At 41.5% G+C, this 25,468-nt stretch carries 28 protein-coding genes; 4 read left to right on the plus strand and 24 right to left on the minus strand.

Annotated elements, in window-relative coordinates; translation table 11 throughout:
- From ACM6JA_RS22825 to ACM6JA_RS22935, 23 genes are all read right to left on the minus strand, one after another.
- Positions 1 to 562: type IV secretory system conjugative DNA transfer family protein (locus ACM6JA_RS22825; RefSeq protein ID WP_414854182.1), on the minus strand; the 562-nt coding region annotated here is incomplete at its 3' end.
- On the minus strand, positions 540 to 977 hold the full coding sequence (locus ACM6JA_RS22830; RefSeq protein ID WP_414854183.1) for a hypothetical protein: 438 nt from the start codon (positions 975 to 977) through the stop codon (positions 540 to 542). The genes ACM6JA_RS22825 and ACM6JA_RS22830, both read right to left, overlap by 23 nt.
- Positions 978 to 999: 22 nt before the next feature.
- Entirely contained in the window at positions 1,000 to 1,476 is a 477-nt protein-coding gene (locus ACM6JA_RS22835) for a macro domain-containing protein (RefSeq protein ID WP_414854184.1), read from the minus strand.
- A gap of 63 nt (positions 1,477 to 1,539) precedes the next feature.
- Positions 1,540 to 3,636 carry a DNA topoisomerase 3 gene (locus tag ACM6JA_RS22840; RefSeq protein WP_414854185.1) on the minus strand — a complete coding sequence of 699 codons (2,097 nt, stop codon included), beginning with the start codon at positions 3,634 to 3,636 and terminating at the stop codon, positions 1,540 to 1,542.
- A 212-nt stretch (positions 3,637 to 3,848) separates the two neighbouring features.
- Positions 3,849 to 4,367: a hypothetical protein gene (locus ACM6JA_RS22845; protein ID WP_414854186.1), complete on the minus strand. Its 519-nt coding sequence runs from the start codon at positions 4,365 to 4,367 to the stop codon at positions 3,849 to 3,851.
- A gap of 119 nt (positions 4,368 to 4,486) precedes the next feature.
- Complete coding sequence (locus tag ACM6JA_RS22850; protein WP_414854187.1) at positions 4,487 to 5,074, minus strand: EAL domain-containing protein; 588 nt, start codon at positions 5,072 to 5,074, stop codon at positions 4,487 to 4,489.
- A 197-nt stretch (positions 5,075 to 5,271) separates the two neighbouring features.
- Positions 5,272 to 6,270 (minus strand): replication-relaxation family protein, encoded by a 999-nt coding sequence (locus ACM6JA_RS22855; protein WP_414854188.1) that lies wholly within the window; start codon positions 6,268 to 6,270, stop codon positions 5,272 to 5,274.
- Between the two features lie 355 nt (positions 6,271 to 6,625).
- Positions 6,626 to 7,225, minus strand: coding sequence for a hypothetical protein (locus ACM6JA_RS22860; protein ID WP_414854189.1), 600 nt, complete (start codon positions 7,223 to 7,225; stop codon positions 6,626 to 6,628).
- A gap of 366 nt (positions 7,226 to 7,591) precedes the next feature.
- Positions 7,592 to 7,783, minus strand: coding sequence for a hypothetical protein (locus ACM6JA_RS22865; protein ID WP_414854190.1), 192 nt, complete (start codon positions 7,781 to 7,783; stop codon positions 7,592 to 7,594).
- 183 nt (positions 7,784 to 7,966) lie between these two features.
- Positions 7,967 to 9,088: a hypothetical protein gene (locus tag ACM6JA_RS22870; protein WP_414854191.1), complete on the minus strand. Its 1,122-nt coding sequence runs from the start codon at positions 9,086 to 9,088 to the stop codon at positions 7,967 to 7,969.
- A 67-nt stretch (positions 9,089 to 9,155) separates the two neighbouring features.
- On the minus strand, positions 9,156 to 9,548 hold the full coding sequence (locus tag ACM6JA_RS22875) for a prepilin peptidase (protein ID WP_414854192.1): 393 nt from the start codon (positions 9,546 to 9,548) through the stop codon (positions 9,156 to 9,158).
- 10 nt (positions 9,549 to 9,558) lie between these two features.
- Positions 9,559 to 9,963, minus strand: coding sequence for a hypothetical protein (locus tag ACM6JA_RS22880; RefSeq protein WP_414854193.1), 405 nt, complete (start codon positions 9,961 to 9,963; stop codon positions 9,559 to 9,561).
- Positions 9,960 to 10,178: a hypothetical protein gene (locus ACM6JA_RS22885; RefSeq protein WP_414854194.1), complete on the minus strand. Its 219-nt coding sequence runs from the start codon at positions 10,176 to 10,178 to the stop codon at positions 9,960 to 9,962. The genes ACM6JA_RS22880 and ACM6JA_RS22885 overlap by 4 nt, the downstream gene beginning before the upstream one ends.
- A 75-nt stretch (positions 10,179 to 10,253) precedes the next feature.
- Positions 10,254 to 10,460 carry a hypothetical protein gene (locus tag ACM6JA_RS22890; RefSeq protein WP_414854195.1) on the minus strand — a complete coding sequence of 69 codons (207 nt, stop codon included), beginning with the start codon at positions 10,458 to 10,460 and terminating at the stop codon, positions 10,254 to 10,256.
- 95 nt (positions 10,461 to 10,555) lie between these two features.
- Positions 10,556 to 11,434: a hypothetical protein gene (locus tag ACM6JA_RS22895; protein WP_414854196.1), complete on the minus strand. Its 879-nt coding sequence runs from the start codon at positions 11,432 to 11,434 to the stop codon at positions 10,556 to 10,558.
- Position 11,435: 1 nt separating this feature from the next.
- Positions 11,436 to 12,296: a type II secretion system F family protein gene (locus tag ACM6JA_RS22900; RefSeq protein ID WP_414854197.1), complete on the minus strand. Its 861-nt coding sequence runs from the start codon at positions 12,294 to 12,296 to the stop codon at positions 11,436 to 11,438.
- A 9-nt stretch (positions 12,297 to 12,305) separates the two neighbouring features.
- A complete protein-coding gene (locus ACM6JA_RS22905) occupies positions 12,306 to 13,709 on the minus strand; it encodes an ATPase, T2SS/T4P/T4SS family (RefSeq protein WP_414854198.1) in 1,404 nt (467 codons plus the stop codon).
- Between the two features lie 12 nt (positions 13,710 to 13,721).
- A complete protein-coding gene (locus ACM6JA_RS22910) occupies positions 13,722 to 14,897 on the minus strand; it encodes a hypothetical protein (protein ID WP_414854199.1) in 1,176 nt (391 codons plus the stop codon).
- A 14-nt stretch (positions 14,898 to 14,911) separates the two neighbouring features.
- Positions 14,912 to 15,736 carry a Flp pilus assembly protein CpaB gene (gene cpaB, locus ACM6JA_RS22915; RefSeq protein WP_414854200.1) on the minus strand — a complete coding sequence of 275 codons (825 nt, stop codon included), beginning with the start codon at positions 15,734 to 15,736 and terminating at the stop codon, positions 14,912 to 14,914.
- A gap of 19 nt (positions 15,737 to 15,755) precedes the next feature.
- On the minus strand, positions 15,756 to 16,184 hold the full coding sequence (locus ACM6JA_RS22920; protein ID WP_414854201.1) for a hypothetical protein: 429 nt from the start codon (positions 16,182 to 16,184) through the stop codon (positions 15,756 to 15,758).
- A 60-nt stretch (positions 16,185 to 16,244) separates the two neighbouring features.
- On the minus strand, positions 16,245 to 18,461 hold the full coding sequence (locus tag ACM6JA_RS22925) for a hypothetical protein (protein WP_414854202.1): 2,217 nt from the start codon (positions 18,459 to 18,461) through the stop codon (positions 16,245 to 16,247).
- Between the two features lie 61 nt (positions 18,462 to 18,522).
- A complete protein-coding gene (locus tag ACM6JA_RS22930) occupies positions 18,523 to 19,947 on the minus strand; it encodes a hypothetical protein (RefSeq protein ID WP_414854203.1) in 1,425 nt (474 codons plus the stop codon).
- Positions 19,944 to 20,924, minus strand: coding sequence for a copper amine oxidase N-terminal domain-containing protein (locus ACM6JA_RS22935; RefSeq protein WP_414854204.1), 981 nt, complete (start codon positions 20,922 to 20,924; stop codon positions 19,944 to 19,946). Before ACM6JA_RS22935 ends, ACM6JA_RS22930 begins: the two co-directional genes overlap by 4 nt.
- Before the next feature lie 258 nt (positions 20,925 to 21,182).
- Between ACM6JA_RS22935 and ACM6JA_RS22940 the strand changes: the two genes are divergently transcribed.
- From ACM6JA_RS22940 to ACM6JA_RS22950, 3 genes are all read left to right on the plus strand, one after another.
- A complete protein-coding gene (locus ACM6JA_RS22940) occupies positions 21,183 to 21,761 on the plus strand; it encodes a hypothetical protein (protein WP_414854205.1) in 579 nt (192 codons plus the stop codon).
- A 70-nt stretch (positions 21,762 to 21,831) separates the two neighbouring features.
- On the plus strand, positions 21,832 to 21,975 hold the full coding sequence (locus tag ACM6JA_RS22945) for a hypothetical protein (RefSeq protein WP_414854206.1): 144 nt from the start codon (positions 21,832 to 21,834) through the stop codon (positions 21,973 to 21,975).
- Positions 21,976 to 22,091: 116 nt separating this feature from the next.
- The gene (locus tag ACM6JA_RS22950) at positions 22,092 to 22,364 is read left to right on the plus strand and encodes an HU family DNA-binding protein (protein WP_414854207.1); all 273 of its coding nucleotides are present in this window, start codon (positions 22,092 to 22,094) and stop codon (positions 22,362 to 22,364) included.
- Between the two features lie 490 nt (positions 22,365 to 22,854).
- Here ACM6JA_RS22950 and ACM6JA_RS22955 read toward each other — a convergent pair whose 3' ends face one another.
- Positions 22,855 to 23,481: a hypothetical protein gene (locus tag ACM6JA_RS22955; protein ID WP_414854208.1), complete on the minus strand. Its 627-nt coding sequence runs from the start codon at positions 23,479 to 23,481 to the stop codon at positions 22,855 to 22,857.
- Between the two features lie 721 nt (positions 23,482 to 24,202).
- Here ACM6JA_RS22955 and ACM6JA_RS22960 point away from each other — a divergent pair.
- Positions 24,203 to 25,456 (plus strand): helix-turn-helix domain-containing protein, encoded by a 1,254-nt coding sequence (locus tag ACM6JA_RS22960; RefSeq protein WP_414854210.1) that lies wholly within the window; start codon positions 24,203 to 24,205, stop codon positions 25,454 to 25,456.
- The last annotated feature ends 12 nt before the right edge of the window (positions 25,457 to 25,468 follow it).

A 25,468-nucleotide genomic window follows, 5' to 3' on the forward strand; every position in this document is an offset into this window, starting at 1 on the left:
CATTCTTGAAAAACTGAACTAGCTCCGTCTCTCCAAACTTGTTTTCCATCATCTCAACATTTCTTTTAAGCAATTCTTCGTCACGCAGGTTCTTTAGCACGTCCATAATGTCCATATCGTCCTGATAGAGCTCTTTCAGGAGTTTGGTAACATTGCGAGAGGAAAGCTCTTGCACGATTGAGAAAAAGGCTTCCTGTTTACCAAACATGCTCTTTAAAACAGAAACGGTAGCTTCCGAAATCGTTTCAATATTCCCTGCCATTACGTTAAAGCGTCCAGAGGTACCAGGATTCTTAGGATCAAGTATGTTACATTCAATTTCCATTGCTTCACTCATTTCCTTCACCATGGCCACAACGTCGCCTTTCGGCTCTATTAACGTCAAGCCAACCGGTTTCCCACGTCTCTTTGCAAGAAGCGTCTGATAGATAAATGGCTTAATCAGTGTAGCCGTTTTACCGCAGCGAGTCGGGCCGACCCATAAAGAGTGGGTAAAAGCATCATCCCCACCCCATTGAAGGGGATTTCGATACGGAAGATTATTTGCTGTTAGGGTACTCACAGTCTATATCCTCCTCTCCCAATGAAAAGTGAAGCGCATTGATATCAGGACGTTTCTTGATTCTTTTCAGTAACTTTTCTACCCACATTACAGGTTCATGCCTTACAAATCGTCTTCTGAATATGACAAAGACTATTGTCACGAGGATAAGTAACACATACATCGGGTAAGACGCCCATTTCGTGTAGCCCCATTGTTCAAATGCTTGTTCTCCCATCCACATCGTAACGGAGTAAAACAAACTAGCCACTATTCCAGTACCCATCCACCCCAAAAGGTAAGATGCCAGTAAAAGGAGTACACTACCACCTATTGCAATGAGAGGTAGGATAGATGGCAAATCTATTTCTAAACTAAAATAAGCCCCTATCAGATTGAGAAGGACCCAAAGAGAAATGAATATCTGCTTTTTCAAATACCAGTACTCCTTTCCTCGTTTATTTTGAAACGATGATCCAGTTTATTCCCGGAGATTTCTCTAATTCGCTGCATGTGAGCTCATGAACCTGTTGTTTATCAAGTCTACCAGTTCCCGTTCCTAGCAAGGGAACCGCCACTGAGGATACCTGAAATTCTTGCGCTTCTTTCACGATGTTTTGCAAACAGATTTTTACAGTCTCCATTGTAGATTTTTGCCCAGGTTTTCTCATTGTGACCGCATGAAAAACATACCTTGCCTGCAAGGAATACGCGGAGGTAACAAATACGGAACCAGGCTCGATCTTCTGGACTTGGCAAATGGCCCTCGCTTCTTTTTCAACAACTCCTTTAGTAGCAAAATGAAGGCTTTCAGCCACTCCATGAAAGTGAAACAATCGACCAAGCAGACCACCCATGAAGCCTTGTCCATTGGAAGCATTTACGATTGCGTCAACTTCAAAATGTGTAATATCACCGATGTGTATAGAGATCATCGGCCCCCTCCTTTGCCCCAGAATATCGCATGTTATCCCCATTTTGTTTCAGCCAATTAAAGCTTATGGCTTGGATTTCGATTTATTCGGATACTCGAATTTAATCGTTCCATCACTTTGTAGCACCAATCGCGCTTCGTAATTGTCTCCCTTTTTACTTACGAATGTGAGGTAGGCTGTTTTCCCTTTGCTCAAGAGATCCGAGACCATCTTAGCCGAAACCTTGCGTTTGCCTATTTCTTTCCAGACTACAAAGTCACAACCTGATTGCTGTTGGCTACAAGCAAATGCCCTCTGATTTTCAACGACCTCGTGCTTGCATTTCGGACACTTTCCCAACGCTTGCTTGGTAACAGTGGGAGCCAACGTCTGTTGACCATTTACCGTTTGGATAATGTGGTGTGTGAGCTTAACCACAGTATCCATATACTGCTGAGCGGGAAACTGGTTTTTCGCTATCTGATTGAGCTTACTTTCCCACTCTCCTGTCATTTCAGGAGAGGTAAGTACTTGGATACCGGATTGCCTAATCAACTCGATGGTAGCCCTTCCCTTTGCTGTTACCATCAAACGTTTCCCTTTGGTTTCAATATAGCCAACATGCTTCAAGCGCTCGATGATATTTGCTCTGGTTGCGGGTGTTCCAAGTCCACTATCTTTCATAGCCTCTCGAAGATCTGGATCTTGAATGTCCTTGCCAGCTGTTTTCATGGCCGCGACTAATGTACCCTCAGTGTAGTAATTAGGTGGCTTGGTTTCTTTCTCTTTGGAAGCTGAATCGATGCATTGTAACGACTGCCCTGGATCAATATTGAAGTTGACTTGCAGCTGCTCTTGCGACTGCTCATCCGGGTTATCTTCTTGCTGATTAACCACTTTCCAACCAAGGACCTTTAATTCCTTGATATTGGTTTTAAAACACTCTGCTTCCACTTCAGTGATGATGGCATAGTGCCTATATTCTGCAGGTGGGAAAAAATGTGCCAGATAACGTCTCAAGATCATTTCGTAGAGGTGTTCTTCCTCTTCTGACATGTCCTGCGGTAGTTTTTCAGTAGGCAAAATAGCGTGATGGTCTTCAATTTTATCAGGCAGGCATAGGTTTTTATTTTGCACATTGACCAAACGCCGATCTGCTCCTGCTGCCAATGATTTACCAAATGGCATTTGAATGATCAAATCAAATACCTTTTGCATAAACTCAACGTTAGATTCGTCCACATAGTTGCTGCTGGTCCGCGGATACGTAATAGCCTGTTTTTCATACAACGACTGTGCAATGTCTAATGTTTTCTGAGCAGAAAGGGAATGCTTAGCGTTTGCTTCCTGTTGTAACAAGGTCAGATCATACAGCTTGGGCGGATTCTCCTTTCTGTCATTCGTCTGAAAATCCAATATTCTCGCTGGCTTCCCTTTAACTTTGGCGGCAAGCTGACCTGCAACTGCCAGATCGTTCATCGGTTGCCCTTGCCACATCCCTGTGTAGCTTTGCAATCCCTGCTGGAACGTTGCTTCCACAACGTAGTACGTACTCTTTTGGAACGCCTCAATCACTTTCTGGCGATCATAGATCATGGCAAGCACCGGCGTCTGCACTCTTCCCACTGTTAATAGCTCGTTATGCTTGGCAGTAAATGCTCTTGTCGCATTAATACCAATGAGCCAATCAGCTAATGATCTTGACTTAGCTGCTTGCAACAGGTGGAAGTAATCACTACCGTTTTTCATGTTACCAAAGGATTTTTGTATGGCGTCCGGAGTGAGAGAGCTCGTCCATAATCGTTTAACCGGCTTGTTGATTCCAAGGTACTCCATGATATAGCCAAAAATTAACTCGCCTTCCCTGGCACAGTCGGTTGCATTTACAATACCGACGCAGGAAGAGGCGAGTTTCTTAATTACCTGAAGTTGTTTCTTTGTTTGCGGATTCGGACTTAACTTAATGGGATTAGGAACGATCGGCAAACTATTCAAATCCCACTTTGTATACTTTGGATCGTATTCTTCCGGATTGGCCAGACCGATCAAATGTCCAACCGCCCAGGTCACCGTATATTTTTCGTTTTGAAAGTAGCCATCGTGCCTTTTATACTGCCCCAGGATCGCATCTGCAATCGCTCTGGCAGCCGAAGGCTTTTCTGCTAAGATGAGGATACTCATGCTGACTATTTCCTCCTTCTTAACTGGTATTTGCAAGGAACGAGTTCAGTAGGAATCCATTAAGGTTTCAAACAAAAGCTCATGCCTCCACCTACCTTTCCTATAACCACGTTATTCTGATTTGCTTTTGGTACCGTTTCATTTGCTTGTACCATTTTGGTAACCTGGTTCTTCTTTGCTAAGATCATTCCGTTTACCCTCTCTCTCATATTTCAAATAGTAGCTTCTCTTAGAACGGTATAAAGTGGCAGATTGCGACTGTATTCCATAGCCAGCTCCACTGTATACTCAAAATCATGGGCCATTGTTGGAAGGACCTGATCCAGATACTTATGGGCAAAATTGTGATAATGCGGGTACGCTTCGCTACCTGCATTCAAGTAGCTTGTGATGTAAAAGAAATCCAAATAGTTCAAAGGGTAGACCATATCCACTTCTGGATCTGTTTTTTCCCAGTCATTCAGGTACTGGGTCAGTGTTGAAAACACCACAAGTGCAAGACCGAAGAAGTTGCGTTGCTCTAGCTCCATATCATCTTTCATTTGGTCATAAGCCTGCTTTAACGTAACGGATATCTCCATTGCGAAACCCTTCCAATTGGTTAAGTCTTTCTGACATAGGTGCATGACAGTAATTTGTTCCAATACTTTTTCGTTGTTAAGAGATAGATGACATTTTGCACGAGCCTTCGGATCTTTAAGCTGAAATTCGATCACATTTTGCTTTGTCATAAGAACCCCCTGTGATTTTTCGGTATGTTTATCCTAATAAAATAGCCCCTTTGGGAATCGAGTTCCAAAGGAGCACATAATATCTGCAATTCATGATTGTCAATATGAATATACACGTTTCATGAACTTTTGACAATACTTTTGCTATGAATTTGTTTCGAGTATAGATATCCCTGCCCCAGTGATAAGCCTAAATCTATAGCTGCTTTCTCCATCTCTCTTGTTTCAATTCGTTCGACGATAATGGGCTTCCCTTTCTGTTTGACAAGATTCAGCCAGTCAGCACAACGAATTGCTTCTTCGAATGATATTTTATAGCCATCAACGTCCTCTGTTTTCCAGTCATCCCATGTTTCACGGGTCAAATCGTCCAACCAAACTTGTAGACCCCGTTCCTTAAGTTTCCCCGTATACTCCTGGAATCTTTCCCGGTTGATGACTGCCCATTCTACAATTTCAATGATCCCATCCCATGACCAGCTCGTTTCAAGGAAGTAAGGCATTGATGACAAGGACAGGTTTATAGACTTCGGATTTTTGGATTTCATTTTCATTGCTTCTCTTAGGCACATGGCTTCGCGTTTCCATAATTCCGCTTGATTCTCCACAGAAAAAAAGGATTCAACGAGCATTCCCTGTGGTCTACACAACCATTCTTCCATAACCACTTCTTGCTTGACCAGATCGACGATGGGTTGAGCAATCATGCTAACTGATGATGTCATAGTTCATTCTCTTTTGCTACTTTACTATCCACTCTGAACACTTCAAAAAAGTTCATAGTTGTCATTGTTGCTCTGGATGTGGCACTTGTCATGTTCATCACATCCTTTCTGATTCAAATGAGCCTTTGTGTGAGTGCAAATGTGATTTTTTTCACAAACTCAATAGATGGCTCTATTCTCTAACGGGTTGGCAATTCTTCCAAGTAGAATGGCACAGATTGCACGTGTGGATATCGGTCAAAAGGAAATTGGAATTCACCAACTGCCCAGTGCAACAACAGCACCTTGATTCCAGTTCGTTGGTAAACATCATAGGAATATCGTTTGAGGTAATGCAGGGTCATTTTGTCCCCCATCAGACAGTTGGCCACATAATACTTAGTCGCTTCACCTTGGACGACCATATCTCCAAAATGGAACCGATTCTGTTCTGTTGACACGACTCCAAACCGTTGTAACTCTTGATACAAAATATCATTCGTACAATACCACCGCATGATGGGAATGGCACTTGGGAAGGGGATAATACTAAGCTCTTTGGCGTGCATGTCCTCTGCTTCCCATAGCTTTTCATATATCACAGGCCCCTTGCACAGAATGAGAATGTTGCGATCACTCAACAGCTTGATTTCCCTCTGTAGCTTTAAGAAAGTCTGATCTCTTGTGTTGTTCTCCAGGATATATAGAACAAACTGCTTACCATCTTGCCGAATAAACAGCCCGCTCAGTAACGCCCCTCTGTTGATACCATTGGTCTTCTTGAAATCACGTCCATTTACAAATGACCATTTGTAGGGCAGGAGCTGCGTGTATAATTCATTCCTCTCAATGACAGATGACAACCTGATACCAGATGGCTTATTGTCTCTTGCACGCCTCTCTTTGTTTGAAAGCCCCTGCACCTCCAATATCCTGAGTCCTTTTTCCGTAATAAAGTAGCCAGCCCCCACCTTCTTGCCTTTCTCCACCAATGGCCTTGATTTTACATACCCTTCCCGCTTCAACTGGAATAATCGCTTGTACACATATTTCTCACTACCAGGAAAGTGCAGCTCACGAATCTGCTTGATATTCAACATCTGATACTGATACAGATCATGCAGCACCTGAATGTCTCGTTCCGTCAGATTTTTGGTAGCACTCCCATTCTCTATTGGTATCACCGGTATTCCACGCACTCCACTCACCCCTTGCAATCCCATAATTTTTTGGGGGGCTGACGCCTTTCTTCGCCTTGCAACAAGTTGCAATTTGGCGAAAGGCTGGATTGATCGTCAACGCAGTTGACTCTCCAATCCTTTCCGCTTTTTCGCCAATCGCCTCTTGGAAACAATTAAATGCTTGATATACCCACATTCAATCGGTTTTATATAGGTAAAAACAATTCAATTTCATTTTTCCTTATCACAGGGTTGAAATGTATCAAGCTACACTAAGGGATATCGGCATCAAACATAGGTAAAAACAAAAGGAAATCGCATAGGTAAAATGGGCGCCCCTTATTTTTTTACATAGTTTTTACCTATGTTTTCACTATTTTCGCCACTCTGTTTTTACCTTTATTTCTTGAATTAAACGGCCCATATCTTGCTCATTACAAACCCACACTTCTGTCCTTGTTCCCCCTGGATCGAAGAATCCTTTTTCCATATAGGAGAGCTCCTGCCAGTTGTCATCACCGGTTAAAAGACTGTACCGCAAACCGTTGAAAATAAAGGATTTCGCTCGATTATCCAAGTCTCTGATTTTCCTGTCCGGAAAATATTGAGCAATAAAAACAAAGGCTGGAGAGAACTTTCGTTTGATTTGATTCTTGGATACAAACTTAACGATCTGACCTACATAATGATCGCTTATCTTTCTGTGATATTTCGCATCTACTCTGTCATAAATCATAGGGAGAAGCCCGTCGATCACGAATCGGACATAGTAATCTGTTTCTTCAAACGCTTCAATCACTGTACTTTCCACTGTTGGGATCGCCATTTCTGTCTTCCATGCCCTTGTCTCTAGGAGCTGCTCGGACAAAAGAATCCTCGTCATATCCGCAAGTTTGATCGCCTCAACCAGTCGTTCCTCACGCTTCTCTAAGTCTTGTTCGAGGAAAACTACCATTTTAGTTTCGTCTTTCACTATGTGTCCCCACCTACTAAAAATGTTAAATGAATAAACCCCTTGGTAGACAAGGGGTTTCACTAGATTACATTGGTCTTTGTTACATGTGATTTAGCAACCATTATTATAAAACCCTTAACTGTTACCTTTCGTATTGAATGCGAAATCCCTAGTACTGGTAAGGGTTACAAAGCATTTTTTAGGATACGCATTAATGTTCTGTACGCAAAACATTAAATGGCTTCAAGCCTTGCTATCACCCGGATTATTCAACATACAATGTTTAATGTTAAATAGACTAATTACACTATGCTGTAAAAGTTAACGTTTCACCACATTAAATGCCATAAACCCTTGATATAAGTGGCTTTGTCGTATTTAATGTCAATCAATTTCAAACATACTCATTGCAGTATCTAAATCCTCATCGCTAATCTTTACTGGTTCGTTGCTTCTATCGCTAATTTGCTCGCGTTTGGTAGGTTCGTTGGTCTCATTAACTTGTGGTTGGGCTGGTGAAGGGACCGTCACAGCAGCAGTCTGAAACCGTTCCTCCAGTCGATCTAACCGAGTCAAAACCTCCTTCAGAAGTAGCTCGACTGAATCACTTCTTTCTGGAGATTCAATCAATTTTCGAAGGGATTCAGAAACATTATCTTGCTGATTCGCCCATGACAATATTTCGGTGTCGTCATTTCGAATCCTAAATCCAATGTTATCGCCAACCTGGTAGTTCTTCGTTTTCCTTCTCATCATTCATCACGCTTCTTTTATTTTAGGCAGAAGTAAATTTGCTTTGTATGCTTTCAGAATGGCCAATCGATAAAAGGATTCAGCATTGAGGAACACGGTCTCTTCGGGATCAGTGGTCAACCAAATTAATTCGCTGTACATCTTCTCTTGAAGCTCGTTTTCTAAAAACTGTTCGTATTTAAGTGCCCCACCACCTACTACGAAATATCGATGGATCATTGCAGCTTTAGGTTTTCTTGTAATCTCAAGGACTCGCTGAGCTATTTGATGAGCAACAGACCGAAAATTTGAATCCACAATATCGGTTATGTCGATTTGCTTCGCTCCCAATTGCAGTTGACAATTCTTTTTCGTGATGGTTTCCTCAAGCATGTGACGAGGAAACTTGATCTTATATAGGCGGTTGATTTCCTCACCAACGCCATCTAACGCAGAGATCGTTCCCAGCTGAAACCCATCACATAAATCTGCATCTGGTCGATGGTCGGAACCAATTGCGGAAATATCCGTTGAGAATCCGCCAATGTCAATGCACCCCATCGCTTGACCCTTCCATTCTGGCTTTATATTTTGTCCAAATTGATTAGTCATTTGATGGAGAATAATCCCAAGCCCCTCTGGTGCTAACGTTGGATCAAAACGAATCTTGACCTTCCAACCTTCCATACGGTGTGTGGAGACAAATTCAACTTCAAAATCACCCTTTATTCTGGTTTCAAAGGACTTTCTTTCGTTCTTTTCCAAAAATTCTTCCATCGGCAATCCCATTGTCACTTGGGTATGAAGATCATCTTCTTTTTTGTCCGCTTGAAGAGCCAATCCAGTGAACAAAGGGACAAGTATAAGTGGATTGTCTCTTTTCTTTGTGTCAGGACTAACTTGATACTCCCCTTTCCCCACAGCCAGGTTCCCTACCCAAAACCGCCTCCCATCCAATTCAGGCAAGTGAGTACAACGAATAATAACATCAAGGGTATCCAATACCTTTTCGTCTTCACCAATTGACTTTCGTTCAGTCCCATGAGCAACTTCTTTAACCGCGTTAGGGATAAATAACCGATTTCCGATTCCAAGTACCAACTTCATTCCGTCATTTCCAATATCTCCACCTGCAAAGATTATTTTCATCCTATCTACTCCTTTGCTTTGAATTAAAAAATGACCAATCACTAGATCGTTCATTTACAGCTACTAGTTACATATTTATAGGGACTACAATGATGAACCCCAATAGAATGGCTGGTGCTAACGGGACTTCCTTACGGTTCATGATCTTGGCGTATATGATCGCGAGTATGAATGAAACCAGCAGCAAGGGATTAATCAATGGGTAACTGAGAGCTAGAGCGAGGAAGGTACATAACTTAATGTCGCCACCACCGATGCCACCATTGAGGACATAAGCCAACCCGACCATGACACCAAATACAACGATGCCTGCTATTAGAGACAGCCAAATGTTTCCCCAAAACAACTGATACATCAAAGCAATAACGATGGAGGAATACGTGAGGACATCAGGGATTTTTCTCCACTTCCAATCTGTGTAGGATGCAATCAGCAACACGACAAATGCTATTATCATCATCCACATATGATCACCTTATCCAGACTTGGGAAGGAACAGTAGCGGAAGCCCTCAAAGGCATCTGGAATTCCACTCCCAACATTTTGAGTGAATTGAATGAGTAACTCGATTCCACCGCAATACTCAGTGGATCACCCTTCATGACTTGGCCTGAAGATATGGTTAAATCCCATCTGGCAGGGTCAAGCCCAGATTCACTAAATCGTTGTTGTAGGTAGGCAATCGTGGTACTATCAGCTCCACCATGTTCACCAATGAACTGTGCCGTTTCATTGATCACTCCATTGGCCTTTACCCATGTCCCTCCCCATACCACCATATCTGGCATCAGCATAATGATGGGAAAAACCACAACAAATATGACCATATACTCAATAAAGCCAAATCCTTTGTCATTGGTGACAAACTTCCTCATTTATATGTCACACTCCTAAAGCTGTTTGGCTTCCCAGCGTTTTTAATCGAATCTCCCGTATCATTCCAGTAGCCTTGTAGCCAAGGTAACATTAAAGCAGATAATCCAAACACGCCTATCACAGCCACTATTAGAATTGCTTTTTTTTCCATCAGGACAGTCCCAGACGAATCTTGCATCACATAGAGCCATATTCGCTTCCATTTACCCTTCATGTTAACCCCCCTAAAAAATTCCCTTCATAAATAGGAAAAGCCGAGTGCAATATTTCACACACGGCTTCTTTAGAATTACCAATCAATAGATTCATTAATTTGGCTTTTGGATTTAATCGAATCAGACGTTTGATTCCAGTAGTCCTTGAGGAACGTATAACCAAGAGCACTGAAACCAAAGATTCCGACGACGATTACAACAAGGAGAACCTTTTTCTCCATCAAAACTGTACCGCGATTGTTCTTTACTGCATTTTTTACAAAAGAGATTGCTTTTTTCATTGTTTTTTCCTCCGAATTTTAATAGTTTGTGTTGGTTGTTTGTTAAAACTCAAGTGTTGGTGGGTCTCTCACACAAAAACATCCTTTCGAACAGGCTAGAACCCGATATTAGAATTAGATAATGTATGAGCAAGATACAAAACCATGGCAGTCGACAAAAATAAAAGACCATCTATCATGATGATCCCACTCATCGCTTTGAGTTTGGCTGGACGTATCTCCTTTTCACGTTCGAGCATTTTCTTATCCAGCTCTCGGAATGTGTGTTCCATATCCGCGAGGATCTTCTCGCCGTCAGCTCCCCCGCCAACGGTCATATATTGTGCAATTGCCGTACAAAACTCTCTCAACTCAGGCACTTTTGTCCCATCACCAAATTTGTAAAGGGCATCAGCAGGATGAAGATAGTCCAGGTCAGATTTCAATACATCCGCAAAAGGCTTCATGCCTTTCCCTACGCCATGAACACAAGCAATTTTAAGGGCGTCAACTGGTGACTTTTGACCTTTGATCAATAAGCGAACCGTTAAGGCAAAGTTTGGTGTTTCTTTGCGAATTTCTTCACGCATTTTCTTTGCCTTATTAACTAGCTCTCTTCTCGGTTCAAAAAAGAAATAGAAGCCCCCACCAAACGCTAGCATGAGACAAAACATGGACTCGAAGAGCAAGTACAAAATCAGAAATAATAAAAAGATCCCTATTGAGTAGACAATTTGCTCAATAAAGACCTGTTCGGGAGTTTTATTTGATTTGGCATCTTCAATTTCGGACCATATCTTTTGATGTGCTTTTGAAAAGGCTCCTTTCGCTACACGATCAGGAAGGAACTTGAAAGAACGATGCCATGTTTGTTCTGGCCCAACTATTTCGAGCAGCATAGAAGCCTTGTACGCCTGTTTAGGCTTAAATAAGAGATATGCTAGATAGATTATAAGGGTGGCAATTAACCCTCCTCCTACAGCCAAATAAACCATCCTAAATCTCCTTTCGCAAAATCATGTAACTAAAGATGGGGACAGCCACTGCGATACTAAGATAAATCGTGAGCAACGTCTTACCTAGCAAGGTGTTCATATAGACTTGAAATATATCTGGTTGAAATATTCTAAAATAGAGAACTACCCCAATAAACATAAAGGTAAGTCCACGATTTTCTTTGACCGCACTTATCATCACATTCGCAAGATCCGCTACTGCGAGACGCTTGTTTTGAAAGTAAGTTCCGGCAACCAGTACTCCTTCGGATGCTGCATCACCTATCTGCTCAGAAATTTCCGCCATCGTTACGAACAATTGCATTTCTGGGACCTTTAGTCGGATCATCATATCCTGAAATGCATCCCCAATGGGTAACCCACTTTTGTGAGCATCATAGACATATTGAAACTCACTTTTTAATGGTTCCTGCAACATAGGCATGATAGTCTCTAGCGCTTTAAGCCAATTCTTTTGAAGACGAAAGGCAGATGCTAGATTTAAAAATGCTGGGCCCAATTGTTCACGAGCTTTTCCCCTTGTTTTTATCTCATATTGACTGACGTAAATTTTGAGGACAAAGTAATTAGCCCCCAAAGTGACCAATACCATAAAGGGATTTGACAATAATATTGCTAAAGCAACCCCAAGCCCTGTTGCTACTCCCCACCAAGCAAGATACTGATTGACTGTCATGTGCACACCATGACGGTCAGCTTCTTCCAAAAACTTGATGCCTGCTTTTCCTTTGTTTTTCTCAATTTGAACCCATTTTAGTTGTTCTTTCTTCCCGCTCCCTCCCCATAACCATAATGCCAATATAAAAAGAGCAACGGCTAACGATAGAATTATCCCTAGCATATTTTCCTCCTACTCTACCGGTTGCATGAATGCTTCATAGCGGTGACGTGGAATTTCGGCATTCCGGAAGATTTCAACCAACTTATCCGAGATCGGATTCCGACGATAAAATACCTTCTCTTCCCAATCATATTCAAAGATTGGATTCAGCTTTGCCTTTCCATCTTCATCTATTCCAGCAACCTCAACAATTTCAAACACACGGCGCTTTTTATCTTCCTTGTATAGCTTTTGCATAATAACAATATCCAAAGAGTCTGCAAGTTGTTCTACCGCATCTTTTCTCGTAAGTGATGAATCTGCTCTTGTCATCTTTGCAACGATTCGATTAAAAAGATGTCTAGCCGATCTACCATGCATCGTCCACCAAGTAGGATGTCCACTCTCTGCTGCATCTATAGCGGCTAATAGATCGTTTCCTCTTCGGATCTCACTGATGATAAAACGGTATGGCTTTTGACGCATTCCAGCTTCTGCTACTAATTTTTCAATAGTAATGTCCAGATCAGGATCACCCATTAATCGAACTTCCTCAGTTACAAAATGATAGCCTTCCGAATAAGGATATAGAATATGCAGGTTCATCTCTGTAGGGTCTTCGATTACCAGTGTTCTTTGGCCTTTAGGAATATATCCAGCCATCAGTTTATAACTGGTAGTTTTTCCTGAACCGGTGGCTCCCCCCATGACAATAGTGCAATCCCCTTCTACTAGTAACTGAATAAATAGCAGCATTTCTTCTGAAGCAGTTCCATATCCTAAGAACCCTTCTGGGGTTAAATTCATTGGTGGAAATTTACGAATCGAAACATTTGGACCTTTCATTTGTGAGATTGGGAAACCTACGATGTTAACGCGTGCATCTCCAATCCTTGCATCCACAACAGGTCTAGCTTCAGATATAGACTTCCCGCAAGAATTCAGAATTTTAGTGATAACGGTGTTCATTAAGTGATCAGCGCTGTCAAAGGAAATTAAATCACTGGCAGGGACATCAATTCCGCCCGATTGTACCCAGGGCTGGTCGAATCCATTCAACATAATCTCTGTATAGTCATGACTCTTGAATACATCGTCAAGTGGCCCGAGAGAGCATAGATCTTTCCAAGCTCTTTGAACTATTTCATCAACAGTTAATCCAGGAACAATTTTCCGTTCCAATTGGACAAAAGTACGAACGATCCGATCAAACTCTGGCTTTTTCTTTGGATTGACCAACGCTTCCTGTAATAATTTCGCATGATCTTTCAGAAGAAACTCTCTGATTTCATTTCTTACTTTTTCATAATGACTAGAAGCAGCCCTATTTAAATCTGATGGATCTTCCTGTTGTTCTTCTAGCACCTTGGGCAAACTAGACTGCAACTGCTGAAGATCAATTCTATTTTTCGGTAGAAATATCTTGTCAGACATACCTGTCACTCCTTAGATTGTGCTCACTTTCGTACTTTTGCTTGAAGAGGTAAACCAACTTCGAATACCCGTTTGTTTTTTCTCAAATTTAATACCCAGTAATTTTTCCGCCATTTTTTCAATGTCGCCTTTAAAACCATCCTCACCCAACAGGTCTAAGTTATTAATTGATTTCAAAAGGGAAGGATCGTATTGGATCTTATGATGGATAGTAGAATCGATAATCTTCTCGATTGGCTCTACGTCCAGGTTCAACGGTGCTTTCGTCAGGACAGTTTGTGTTCCGTCCAAAGGAACCCCACTGTCCAATAGTAGCTTCACACGCTGATTGAAAAGATAGACGGAAGAAGGATTCGCATCAGTTACCAGCAAACGTTGGTCACACACACGTAGTGTGGCTAGGTTCAAAATCTCATCTGGATCGGAACTCATGGAGATTAGAATATTTTCAAAATAAGGTTTGGCACCATCAATGATTTTCTTAACCAAATCAGTTACCTGGTCAAGATCATTGCCAACGTTCGGGAAGTACTCTAATCCCAATTCTCCGGACGGAGATAGCACATAGAAGTCATCAGGCAAGTTCTTGAAGTGTTCCTGCTGCTGTTTGGACATTTGCTTCATTTTGCTCTTGTGTAAGAAGAAGTTTTCCATGTTGGGTTTCTCTTTCATTACCAGAGTATCAATTAGCTCCTCTAAGGAATTTCCTTTGTATCCAATAAGATACGGAGCTTTGGGAAAGCGATAATTTAAGTCAATGTAGAGGGTTTTTTTGCCTTGTTGGGCTGAATACAGCGACATTCCCCTTGCGATAGTCCCAGCTCCAACTCCAGGCTGTATCCCAAATAAGCCAATCGTACGTTTTACGTTCAAATTGGCTATCTGAATTTGTTTTTCTACGCTTTCCTTTGATTCAATAATCCATCGTTTAATGTCGTCCCACGAAACCTGCTCGCCGCTTAACACTGAAACTGACGAGGAAAGGTTCAATGGAGCCTGATAAGCAATATAGAGAACAGGAACACCATTTGATGAAAGGGTATTTGCCACTTCACCAAGTGGATCGGTTGTATCTGAAAGAATAACTGGCTGTTTGATTCCTCCCAAATCTACGCGTTCTTCGCATGCAATTCCGTCCTTATTGGCATAAGCCGTAATTGCCTCAATCTGGCTTGCATTAATAAACATATCCCTTTTCCTCCTTAATTTTGGGCTTGGAATGTTTCACTCAAGCGTGATTTTAACCATGCTTGCATGTGTTCAATCGACCATTGCCCGGCTCCATTAACGTTATTTTGAGAAGAACCATGCATTTCGTCGTATCCAACACCAGTTAGGCTAATTTGACCAAGCTGCTCAGCCAATTGAATATAACCAGCCTGTTCATTGTTTACGGCAAGAAGTATGGTTTGCGGAACTAGGTTGATTCCATATACGATCGGTTGATCTTCACTGTTATTTGGGATCTCGCTACTTGTCGGCCTCGATTTCTGGTTACTAACCGCATAAGTTCCGATGACTTTCACTTTCCCAAGAAACGGACCGACTACAGGCTTTTGATCTTCTTTTGTCTTCCCACTAAACCACAAATCGATATAGGAACCCGCTGTAATTTGAGCAGCAAGGGATGACTTCAAGTTGACATTGATGGAGATCATTCGTTCTCCTGGCTTCAGCATCATCTCGGCCCCATCTTTCATTTCCTCTGGTGCAAGCACTTTGCCATTGTAGAGATAACTATTTTGAGGGGCAGTGTAATTGGTTGCCGTAAACTTCCCAATCACTTCATCTGGTGACCGGAAGACATTTGGCGGCACAACAGATGTTGGGTGTTTGCTTACCTTAATCAATCCATCATCAAACATTTGCTGAGTGATCATAGTTCGTGGTGGTATTTCTTTAGACACCGTTAAAACTTCGACAGTACGGTTTATTTCTTTTTGATAAATGTTGTATCCAAAGTAGGTCCCCCCACCAACAACTCCGGCTAAAACCAAGCCCCCTATAAATTTCCCAAACGTATTCATTCGTTCCATCCTTTCTCGATCAATAGTTGTACTCTGTGTATTTGGATTCAATAATCTCTACTACCCTTGCAGGTACTTCCACTAGCGTTGAAGTTTGATTTAGTAATGCGAGTAAGGTACTGTCGTAATTACTTTTCACAGTCAGCGCGATATATGCTGGAGTGCTTTCGCTGACCATTTGAACATTCATACTTTCGGTTTTCATATTTAGATTCTTACTTACTACGTTTTTAACCGTTTCTTCTATACCATCCTGAATGAGATACGGTGGATCTCCCACGCGCAAGGCTGCCCAATCCATGTGTTTGATAGCCACAGTCTGTGCTGCCGACTGAACAGCTCCGCGGAAGTCTTCTTTAACAAATGCGACAGTGGTCATATCCTTGAAAAACGCGATGACAAACGCGATAGCAATAAAGAAAGCAATCATCTTGGGGATACCCGTCATTTATCCTTTTCCTCCTCTCTTTTTCCCCATTAGAAAAGACTCAGGTATATTCCCTGAGCCTTAATGATCTAACTCCATAACCCATTCCTTATCTTCCTTGCCATTTGTACTTTTCTGGCCATGAGTATTCCACCATGGAGCTAGGCTATCAAAAACATCCTCGTATCCATCCCAGTCCCATCCATGCAAACCATTTTGGGGAAACGGGCGATTTGGATTCACACGCCTAATAATGTAATCGTCATGGGGACTACCACTAATCCTGTAAGACTCTGGTGTACACACAGTTAAACGTGGACTTACATTTTTCATAATTGTTGTATCACCATCAATATCTGTATATGTGATCGTATTAACTCCTGCCCTTCGCCCAGTTACGGTAAACCCATACTGACCATCCCTTTGATAAAAGCTCGTATAATACTTGTTTTCACCATCAACATGTTCCTCAGGATTTACAGATAGCTCCTCCAAAGTGGGGAGGTACTCAATCATCTCCGTGTCTCCTTGCCCACGCTGGATTTTCGCCCTCGGCATAACCCATGTTTCGTTACGTTTCCGTTCAGGGCTGGTAGGAACAAGGGTTACCGTAGGCAATTTCCCGCCTTCATCAAACTCTGCTTCTACTTCCTGAAATCCGTTTTGTGTTCCATTATGTGGATTGTCATTGTAATACTTTGCTTTATATTGATATTCAAATCCCATTCCTGCTTTTACTGTTGATGGGGTTGGGCCAACTGAATTAACAGTAATTGACTCACTGTACTTTCCGACACAGATTTGGCAGCCTGAAGGTGTGCAATTGCAATAATACTCGTAGTAACCAGAGGTTGCAGATGTATTGGTTACACCTGACTCACAAGCTTTTCCTTGAAAGTTCGGTAGGATGGTAATGTTCGCCCTCGCAATATTGTCATCATAGGTAATCTCCGTTAATGCTCGTGGCTTAGGGTTAATTTCTGCTTCCAATTTGTGAACAATTGGCTTTCCGTTTTTAGTAAAAGGAGCAGTCCAAGTAAAGGTCACGAATTTGTCTCCCCCTGGGGGGATATGAACAGATTCCCGACCAATTTCTTTCCCATCGAGCCTTAACACCACGTCCACCGGTTCCTTCATAACTCCTACTGCATTATCAACTTGAACCACCGAAGTCACTTGTTCATTTTCGTAGGCAATCCCTGAAGATATAGAGAGAGCTCTTAAGTTCAAATCCTCTTTTAGATCCAAATGAATGGTCATAGAGTTGTCTATCATGAAGTATTCTTTGATACTGCTGGGGTCATTGATTCGAGAAGTAAAGGTGATCTTGTCTACCCCTGGTTTCGCCATTTGGATCGTAGGTAAGGTCTTCTCTTCACCAGCACCCAAACTAACGGACGTTTGTCCATCAACCTGCTCAGAGAACCCATATGTAACTAACGGTGTATAGGTTTGCTTTCTACCTGCCAGTTCTCTTTGACCTGCAACGATCTCAAACGAAAGGGTGCTATCTGTCTTATCTACTACAGATAACCTGTTTAAATAGAAGTCAGGTAAATTGTATTCCACAGAGACGGTGAGTTTATTATCATTTTCATTGGCTTCAGTGATCGACGCATTCGGATCAACCATGAATTCAATCTCACGTTTTGGAAGACCCTTCATATCGATTGGAATTGTGAAAGCAACCGTACTCTCCCCCAACCCATTGTTACTACCAGGAAAGTTAATTGATTGCACACCTTTCCATGTTGTATCGTCCTTCCATTTCCAGCCGACCTCGGCTGTTTCCGTGCTCGAGCTCTTGTTTTTGAAAGTCACATTAACGGACTTGGTTCCCCCGTCTTCTTCAATCAAAATTGGGCTCTGATCCGATCGGATCGCCGCAAAATCCCGGCCACCTCCAACGATGATTGTGACCACATATGGTTCTGAATTCAGTCCATCTTCGTCGGTAGCTATTGCAGTTGCCTCATAAGTTCCTTTTGACAATGTAAAGGTACCGGAATTCGGAGTGTTGGCTAACCACTGAGTATAGACTTGAGTCGTTTCATTGGTATCCATGTTTTTGATTGAAAAAGCGACATTTGCTTTCCTATTCGCAGAATAACTCTGGCCAAGAATGGTGTAATTAACAGTTCCTACTGGTACATTAACCACTGTCGTTGACTGTTCATTAATCATTAACGTCTGGATGACTGGTGGCTGATTTGCTGATACCCTAATGAATGGCAAGCTGCCCAGGGCTAATACAAGCGTTATAAGTATGGACAAATAACGCTTAAACCTTATATTCAACACGTAACCTCCCTTCAAATCTAACAAAAAAAGACCAAACCATAAGGTCTGGTCCTATTTATTATTGTCTTGCACCAATTAACCTTTGGATCGGTGTCACTAGCTCACTGGGATAGGTGGTCCTTGCTGGCAATCCGACAAATGTTGTGTCATGGTTATCCCATGCCCCGTTAAGTTCTGTAGGGGCTGGATGGGAAAGATAGTACCTACCCGAGAAATCGTCTGACGATAGCGATACAGTGGATCTGCTTCCTTTTGCAATGGATATTCGCTTTACCTTCTGATTGGTGTTCCCATCAATTAGATCAAGCACTAGAGCTCTGGAGTCAGTAGATTGATTTTCTATTTCAATACCAGTGTCTGTTTTCTTGATCCAGTACTTCCACAATGCCATCGTATAGTAGTAGTTGTCGCCTACCTTGGATGCCTTGTTTGGGGTGTAATACTTACCGTGGCCACTTATCGAGTCAAGAATGACACAACTATTTGGATTAAACTCCAATGCCCATTGTATGGTATTTCCCCAACTAGTTATCTCTTTCGTAAATCGGAGTTCGGTCTTTGGATGAGCCTTTTTGTTATACACCAATACGGGCTTCTGACAAGCAGTAGCCCCCTGATTTTGATTGATTGTAATGGATTTTTGAGCTGTTCTACCAAACGCGTCTGTAACTGTTAATGTGATAGTATTTGTCCCTTCCTTTAGGCCCTGCAAGGACGAAAGAGGGACGCTCTTTTCGTAGGTCACAGTGTAGTTTTTAATCGGACTTTTGCTCGTAAACAACTGCTTGGGCGTTGAACCATTTACGCTAATCGTGCCAGTAATTGCAGTATCGTAGATTGAATGTGCAAGAGCCTTGATTTGTAAGCTGGCATTGCCACTTTGCGCCAAGATCGGGATGGATGGCCAAGGTGTTGTCCTATACGTAGTTCGGAAAAGAGGTGAGATGACACCATTGCCCCCTGCTTTCCTCATATCCGGATCGCCACCGCCTGAAAGATAAAAGATGGAACCCATATTGACATAAGGAACCCCATTGACCAAGTATTGCTTGACAATGGGGTGGGAGAGGGTATTCACTTTTGACCAAACGAATTGTGCGTTACCGTTAGCCTTAGTTGCTAAATCTTTGACCAGATCTTCTTGAATCGGTACTAAGTGATAACCCGATTTGTCCTTAAACTTATCATCGGGCTCAACACCAGGAAGGGGCTGGATATCGAATTGGACTGTTTGCCAATAGCCACTAGATGGGTTTTGTACGCCAGAAATAGCATTTTTCGTGTTAACATCATGGCGATTAGCAATTGATGGTCGGTATTGAATTCCAGATAAACCGGAATACGTGAGATCACCTTTTAAAACGATATCTTTCTCACCGTATTCTTGACTGCCGTAAGGATATGTTACGGCAGCCGAACAAATCGCGGTTAAACTAAGCGTTAGAGCAAGAGTTAGTCCCCAAACTTTTCTCTCTAGTTTCATCTCTTGCTTCCCCATTCAACTTTCATTTCGGGGATAGTAATGTAAACATCATTCTTTCCAAGGTTGCCTTCGTAAATAGCAAAGGTAACCTTACCGCCATTATTACTAATTTTGATAGAGAACGATTGGCCCTCTTTTGTTTTAGTAAAGTTTTGATTCAAACTTTTATCTTTGCCATCGGTGTAGGTCAGAGTCATTAAGTGTCCTTTTGGCAGATTAGGTATTTTTCCTGTCAAAGTACCATTTTCATACTTTAGACTGCCTAGGAAAGCTTCAACTGCTGGTTCAGTAACTGGGTCTTTCGGCATTAACATATCCGGATAAGAAGGAGCTACAACAGTAAATTGTTTGTCTGCTCCTACTTTTTCACCTACCCCAGCAGATGGACTAGTGCCGGTTCCATTGGATGGAGTGCTGCCAGGTGTTGTACCAGTACCAGTTCCACCTGTTGGAGGAGTCGTAGTTCCTGCGCCATTGCCCGGAACTTTCCCCGTTCCAGCCCCAGCTCCCTCACTTGTTGTGATGACTACCAAACTCTCTTTCTCCACCCAATCTACGTCAGCCCCAAATGACTCAGATACGAAACGGAGTGGCACAAAGGTCCTATCATCTTTAATAACTGCCTTGGCATCAAAAGTGACTTGCTTCCCATCGACCTCGGCTTTGTTCTCTCCTTCTTTGAGAGTTACAATGAAGCCTTTACCATTCACCGTCTTTTGGATGATCACTTTGCGTTGTGCTTCATTCCAGAATACTTGGTATCCAAGGGCTTCAGAAACAAATCGTGCTGGAACCATCGTGCGATCGTTGCTGTCATCAATGTAAGGCTTGGCGTCTGGAAAGTTGACCAGAGTACCGTTGACCTTCACATTCACATTGCCGTCTTTAGCCAGTACAGCAATTGGAGTAGCGATTGACGCCAACATAGTCAGAGCCACTACTCCTTTGATTACATCAGATTTATAATTGCGGATCATACCAATCCCCTCCTCAAAAATGAAATTGGAATAAAAGAGATTTTTCAGGGTTTCCCCTTCTCTTTTATTTTTAGAAGTATGTAAAAACGGGTAAAATCTCTAAATGGGTGTAGATTTGGCACATCACTATTGTCAATTATTACAATACCATAATTCATGTACTCAATCAAGCGTATTTATATTTTGTGTACATTTTATTTTAGTAGTTTGTTTCATGGTAATATTTTTCTATATCTGATAGGTAAAGGAAGTGCCCATATGAATCAATCAACATCCGAAAAAGAGGAGCTCCTTAAAAATCTTGATTTTACTAAACGAGCTATTATCGCTGTGGAGCACATGTACAATGATGTGAATATGTACAATAAACGCTTAATCAGTATTCAACCAGCTTGGTATGTTCTTTCCTTTCCATTTTTTATGTGGTTATCCATTTACCAAATCGACAGACACCTTTTTAGGGTCAAAGAGTTTTTTCCTTTTATCTTCGCTATTGGGACTAGTGTAATAGCGTTTGTCTTGTGCTGCTCCCTCATTTTTTTCATCAACAAATGGCATATTAAATATAAATATTCACAAAACAAAGATCGCATAAAAGAGATTCAGGAGTATTTTCCAAAGATTCTAGATGATTTACAAACCAATTCCGTTATCCCCGAAGCATACTGGAGTTCAGCAGCTCTAATAGTATTGGAACAATACCTCATCAATAAAAGAGCTGATAATTTGAAAGAGTGTTTAAATCTCTATGAAATTGAACAACGCCATCACCAAACCATTGCACAACTCGATGAGATCCGGAATCTGCAAATCAGAATCTACAATCAATTAGACTAATTCCTACTTCCTTGTACCCTTTTCTCAATACAATGAATAAAGAAGGATGATGTCACAAAAACCCCAACCTATGGAAGCGGGGTTTTTGTGTATGTTTTACCTGACCTTAATTGATTTCAGCCCATTGTCATTAAAAATGGCGCGGAATCTGTATGCTCACCGCGCCATGTATGTTGTAAGTAAATCCAGAAACGCCTTTCTGGATTTTGCATAGATATAGAGCCTACAGGATGGGGAATTACGGATACAGGGAAACAAACGTTCCTAAAACTCTTCCCTTTCCTTGCCCTTCCAAGTAAAATAAGGGGATATCGAGGAAAGGGTGTTACGATGAATAAAACTGAATTGATCGCAAAAGTTGCAGAAACCACAGAACTTACAAAAAAGGATTCCACTAAAGCTGTTGACGCTATGCTGGAAGCAATTGCCGATGCTCTTAAAGCAGGTGATAAAGTATCTCTCGTTGGTTTTGGTAACTTCGAAGTAAGAGAGCGGGCAGCTCGTAAGGGACGTAATCCTCAAACGGGTGAAGAGATTGAAATCGCTGCTTCCAAAATGCCAGCATTTAAAGCAGGCAAAGAACTGAAAGACAGTGTAAAGTAAACTTTGAAATATATATATAGCTTTAAAGTGAAGGCCCTAACTGATTCATTGTTAGGGCCTTCACCACGTCACTAGTTTTACTGCCATGGGATTCTCATTCAACCGGAATATTATAGGCCAGACATCATAGAATATACTGAAGAAATCAAAAAAGGATGATGTCACAAAAACCCCAGGTTCTCTCATACTGGGGTTTTTGTGTGGGTTTGAATAGGCCTAATAAACTCAGACTTAGAGACCACGTAATCCATGGTCATTAAATATGGCGCGGACACTGTTGTACACCCTATGTAATAGGTCAGGCATGTAGATCACAACCATCCCATTTGAGGTAGAATCTATTTCATAGGGTATACCCAACTCTCGTATTTCTCTTACCTTCTTAGATGCTTCTGCCCACGTGATCACGAATTGAAATGTTCTTTGCATGTGATGACCAGCTCCTTTTTCTCCAGCATATCAACACAAGTTGGGACAAAAAAAGCGTTAGTCAGATATCATACTCTAAGAGGCTAGAAAGCTCATCAGGTAACTCCTGGTCATCAACAAAAAAGGATATCAATTGGCTAGCTTCGGTGATGGTTAAATCCTTTTTTCCACCCTTCAAAACATAACCGGCGTTCTCCATCAAGTTTCCAAGATATTTCAACTGCTTCTCAGTTGCCGGTCTATCTGGTGATGATATTTCTTCAATGTATGCTTTTTGTTCTTCTGCTAATTTAGGGCTTTCAGGGAAATGATAAATTAAACCTGTTTCTTCCACTGTTGCTACTTGTGGAACCTGTGGGAACTTGTCGTGCCATTTAAAGTAGGCATCGGGTATTCTTATGTCAAAGAACATGGCCATATCTCGGACAAGTATGGAAGACAAACCTTGACGTTGAGATACCGATTCTATTTCCTCTAAGAACCTCATTCCTTGCTTAGTATTCAAATAACCCCTAGCTATTTCAAAGCGATCCAATCCATTTAATTCCTCTACAGATCTTAATTTTTCTCTTTCTCCTTCATACCATCGTTCTTCAGCGAATCCCTTTATCGGCTTAACTATGCCATGAGCAACGAATTGACCCAAACGCGTTACAGCAGCGTGCCGTGAACGTGCATATTCGAACAATCTCTCCACCTCACTTTACAATATATCCCAATAGAACAATAACCTTACTGATCAAAAACGTCCAGAGAGATATTCCCAAAAATAATAGAGCGACAACCATGGATGGAGCATCTGAACAGCTCTAGGTAGGTAATTATCAATTTTTAATGGATGACCAATGCTTTCTTACATCCAAAAATAAAACCGCGTAAAAGGGCTTTGTAGCTCGTTTGGTCCGGTGTTTTAAAAATTTCGAATTGGTCCATGCTAATAACCAAGCGTGAAATCTCTGGCCATCTTTCTTTAATACGCCTAACACGAAAATACCGCGCGGCGTTGTTCCTTGGTTTGTACATAACCGATAGCAAAGGGATTTAACCTGATCGAGACGTTGATCGGGCTATTCGTGTTTGGTTTACCCGCTATTTTTTCTCCCGTCCCTCGTTATGCGTGGTCGTGCGAGTGGACGCACCTGAACTAACGCAAAAAAAGCCCCCAAGGAGGACTAGAACGTCTCCATGGGGTTAATTTTCAATTTTTCACCATCAAGGGGTAGAAAATAGCCGGTGATACCCTTACAAATTTCAAATCCATAATGATGCATTCCAAATAAAGCTATTTTTCGCATTTTTATATATCGATATTTCTCGAAAAAATTTTTCCTTTTTATAAAATTTAGTGTAAAAATGTAAAATGGAGTTATAATCCACCATAAATGGATAAAAGTAGGAAGGTGTTCCGGTTGATTGGTGATCTTGTAAAGGAATACAGGGGTCGTGCAAATTTGACTTTAACCGAATTATCGGAGAAGACTAATCTCTCTCATGCTACCATCAGTAAGATCGAAAATAACTGCGTTCAGAGGCCAAATCCACGCCATCTCCTTACACTAGCTGAGGTTCTGGGGATACCCTTCGATCAAATAATAGGCGGTTGTATTAACTATGTAAGAAACCCTGAAATGCTGAACTTCTTGCTGGACAAGGCTATCACTCATAAGCATCATAGATTAATTCAGAAAATATCCGAAAAAATATTAGAGTGCACCAGAATGGATACATTTCAGACGTTAGACGGCCTTTACCAATATGCGGGTCTAGTGAAAGATGTAAAAATTCAAGTGTTGCTTTACGATGCGATTTTGAAATACGCTCGTGAGCATGGAACTCCTGTTTATCTTGCCCGCGCGCTTTTCCAAAAATATTTGATTAAGCGTAAAGACTTAGCTCGACGGGAACAGTCCTACAACGAAGGAAAAGAGCTATTGCACTACTTGCTTTACCTCCATGAAAATGATCAGGTAATTGCTCTCTACCGGCTGGGATTACAAGCGTTTAGTTTGAAACTTTACAGTGAATGTATTGAATTTTGTCGAAAGGGATTGTCCAAAAACCAGGAAGTGAGTGAGTTACAAGCGTCAGCAACTTTGGCAACTTGCAATTCCTATTTATTTTTAGAAGATTACATACTTGCTAGCGTTTATCTAAAGGAATATGAAAAATTCAATTATACATATGTGCAAGAAAATGCCGAGTATCTACGGGCCATTATTTATTCCAAAACCGAAGACTATAGAAAGGCAATTCCATTATTTGAGAAGTGCTTGGAACGGTCAAAAACAAATGCACGAATCCCCATTGCAAACGACTTACTGAACATTTTTCTTAAAATGGAGGATGCTAACGCGGCACGAAATATTTTTCATCAAGAGGTCGCTATTTTACCCGCTAAGATCGAAACACCATATATGTTCGATCAAGTAGGACTTTACTACAGCTTAAAAGGGAAATTCTTGATCGAGCAAGGCATGTTTGATGCGGGAATAGAGTGTTTACAGATGAGTATTCAATATTACGGTGAAATCGGTGCTTATAGCGAGATTATCGAAAATACATCACTAATTATTCGTTCTCATGTAGTTCACGGAAAAATGTTGAATTTAGAGGTGTTACAGGAGCTTGACAGCCTATATAATGTAATTATTAGAAAAAAATGAAAGGTCTGGTGA

Source organism: Brevibacillus sp. IT-7CA2 (assembly GCF_949767855.1).
Lineage (GTDB): Bacteria > Bacillota > Bacilli > Brevibacillales > Brevibacillaceae > Brevibacillus.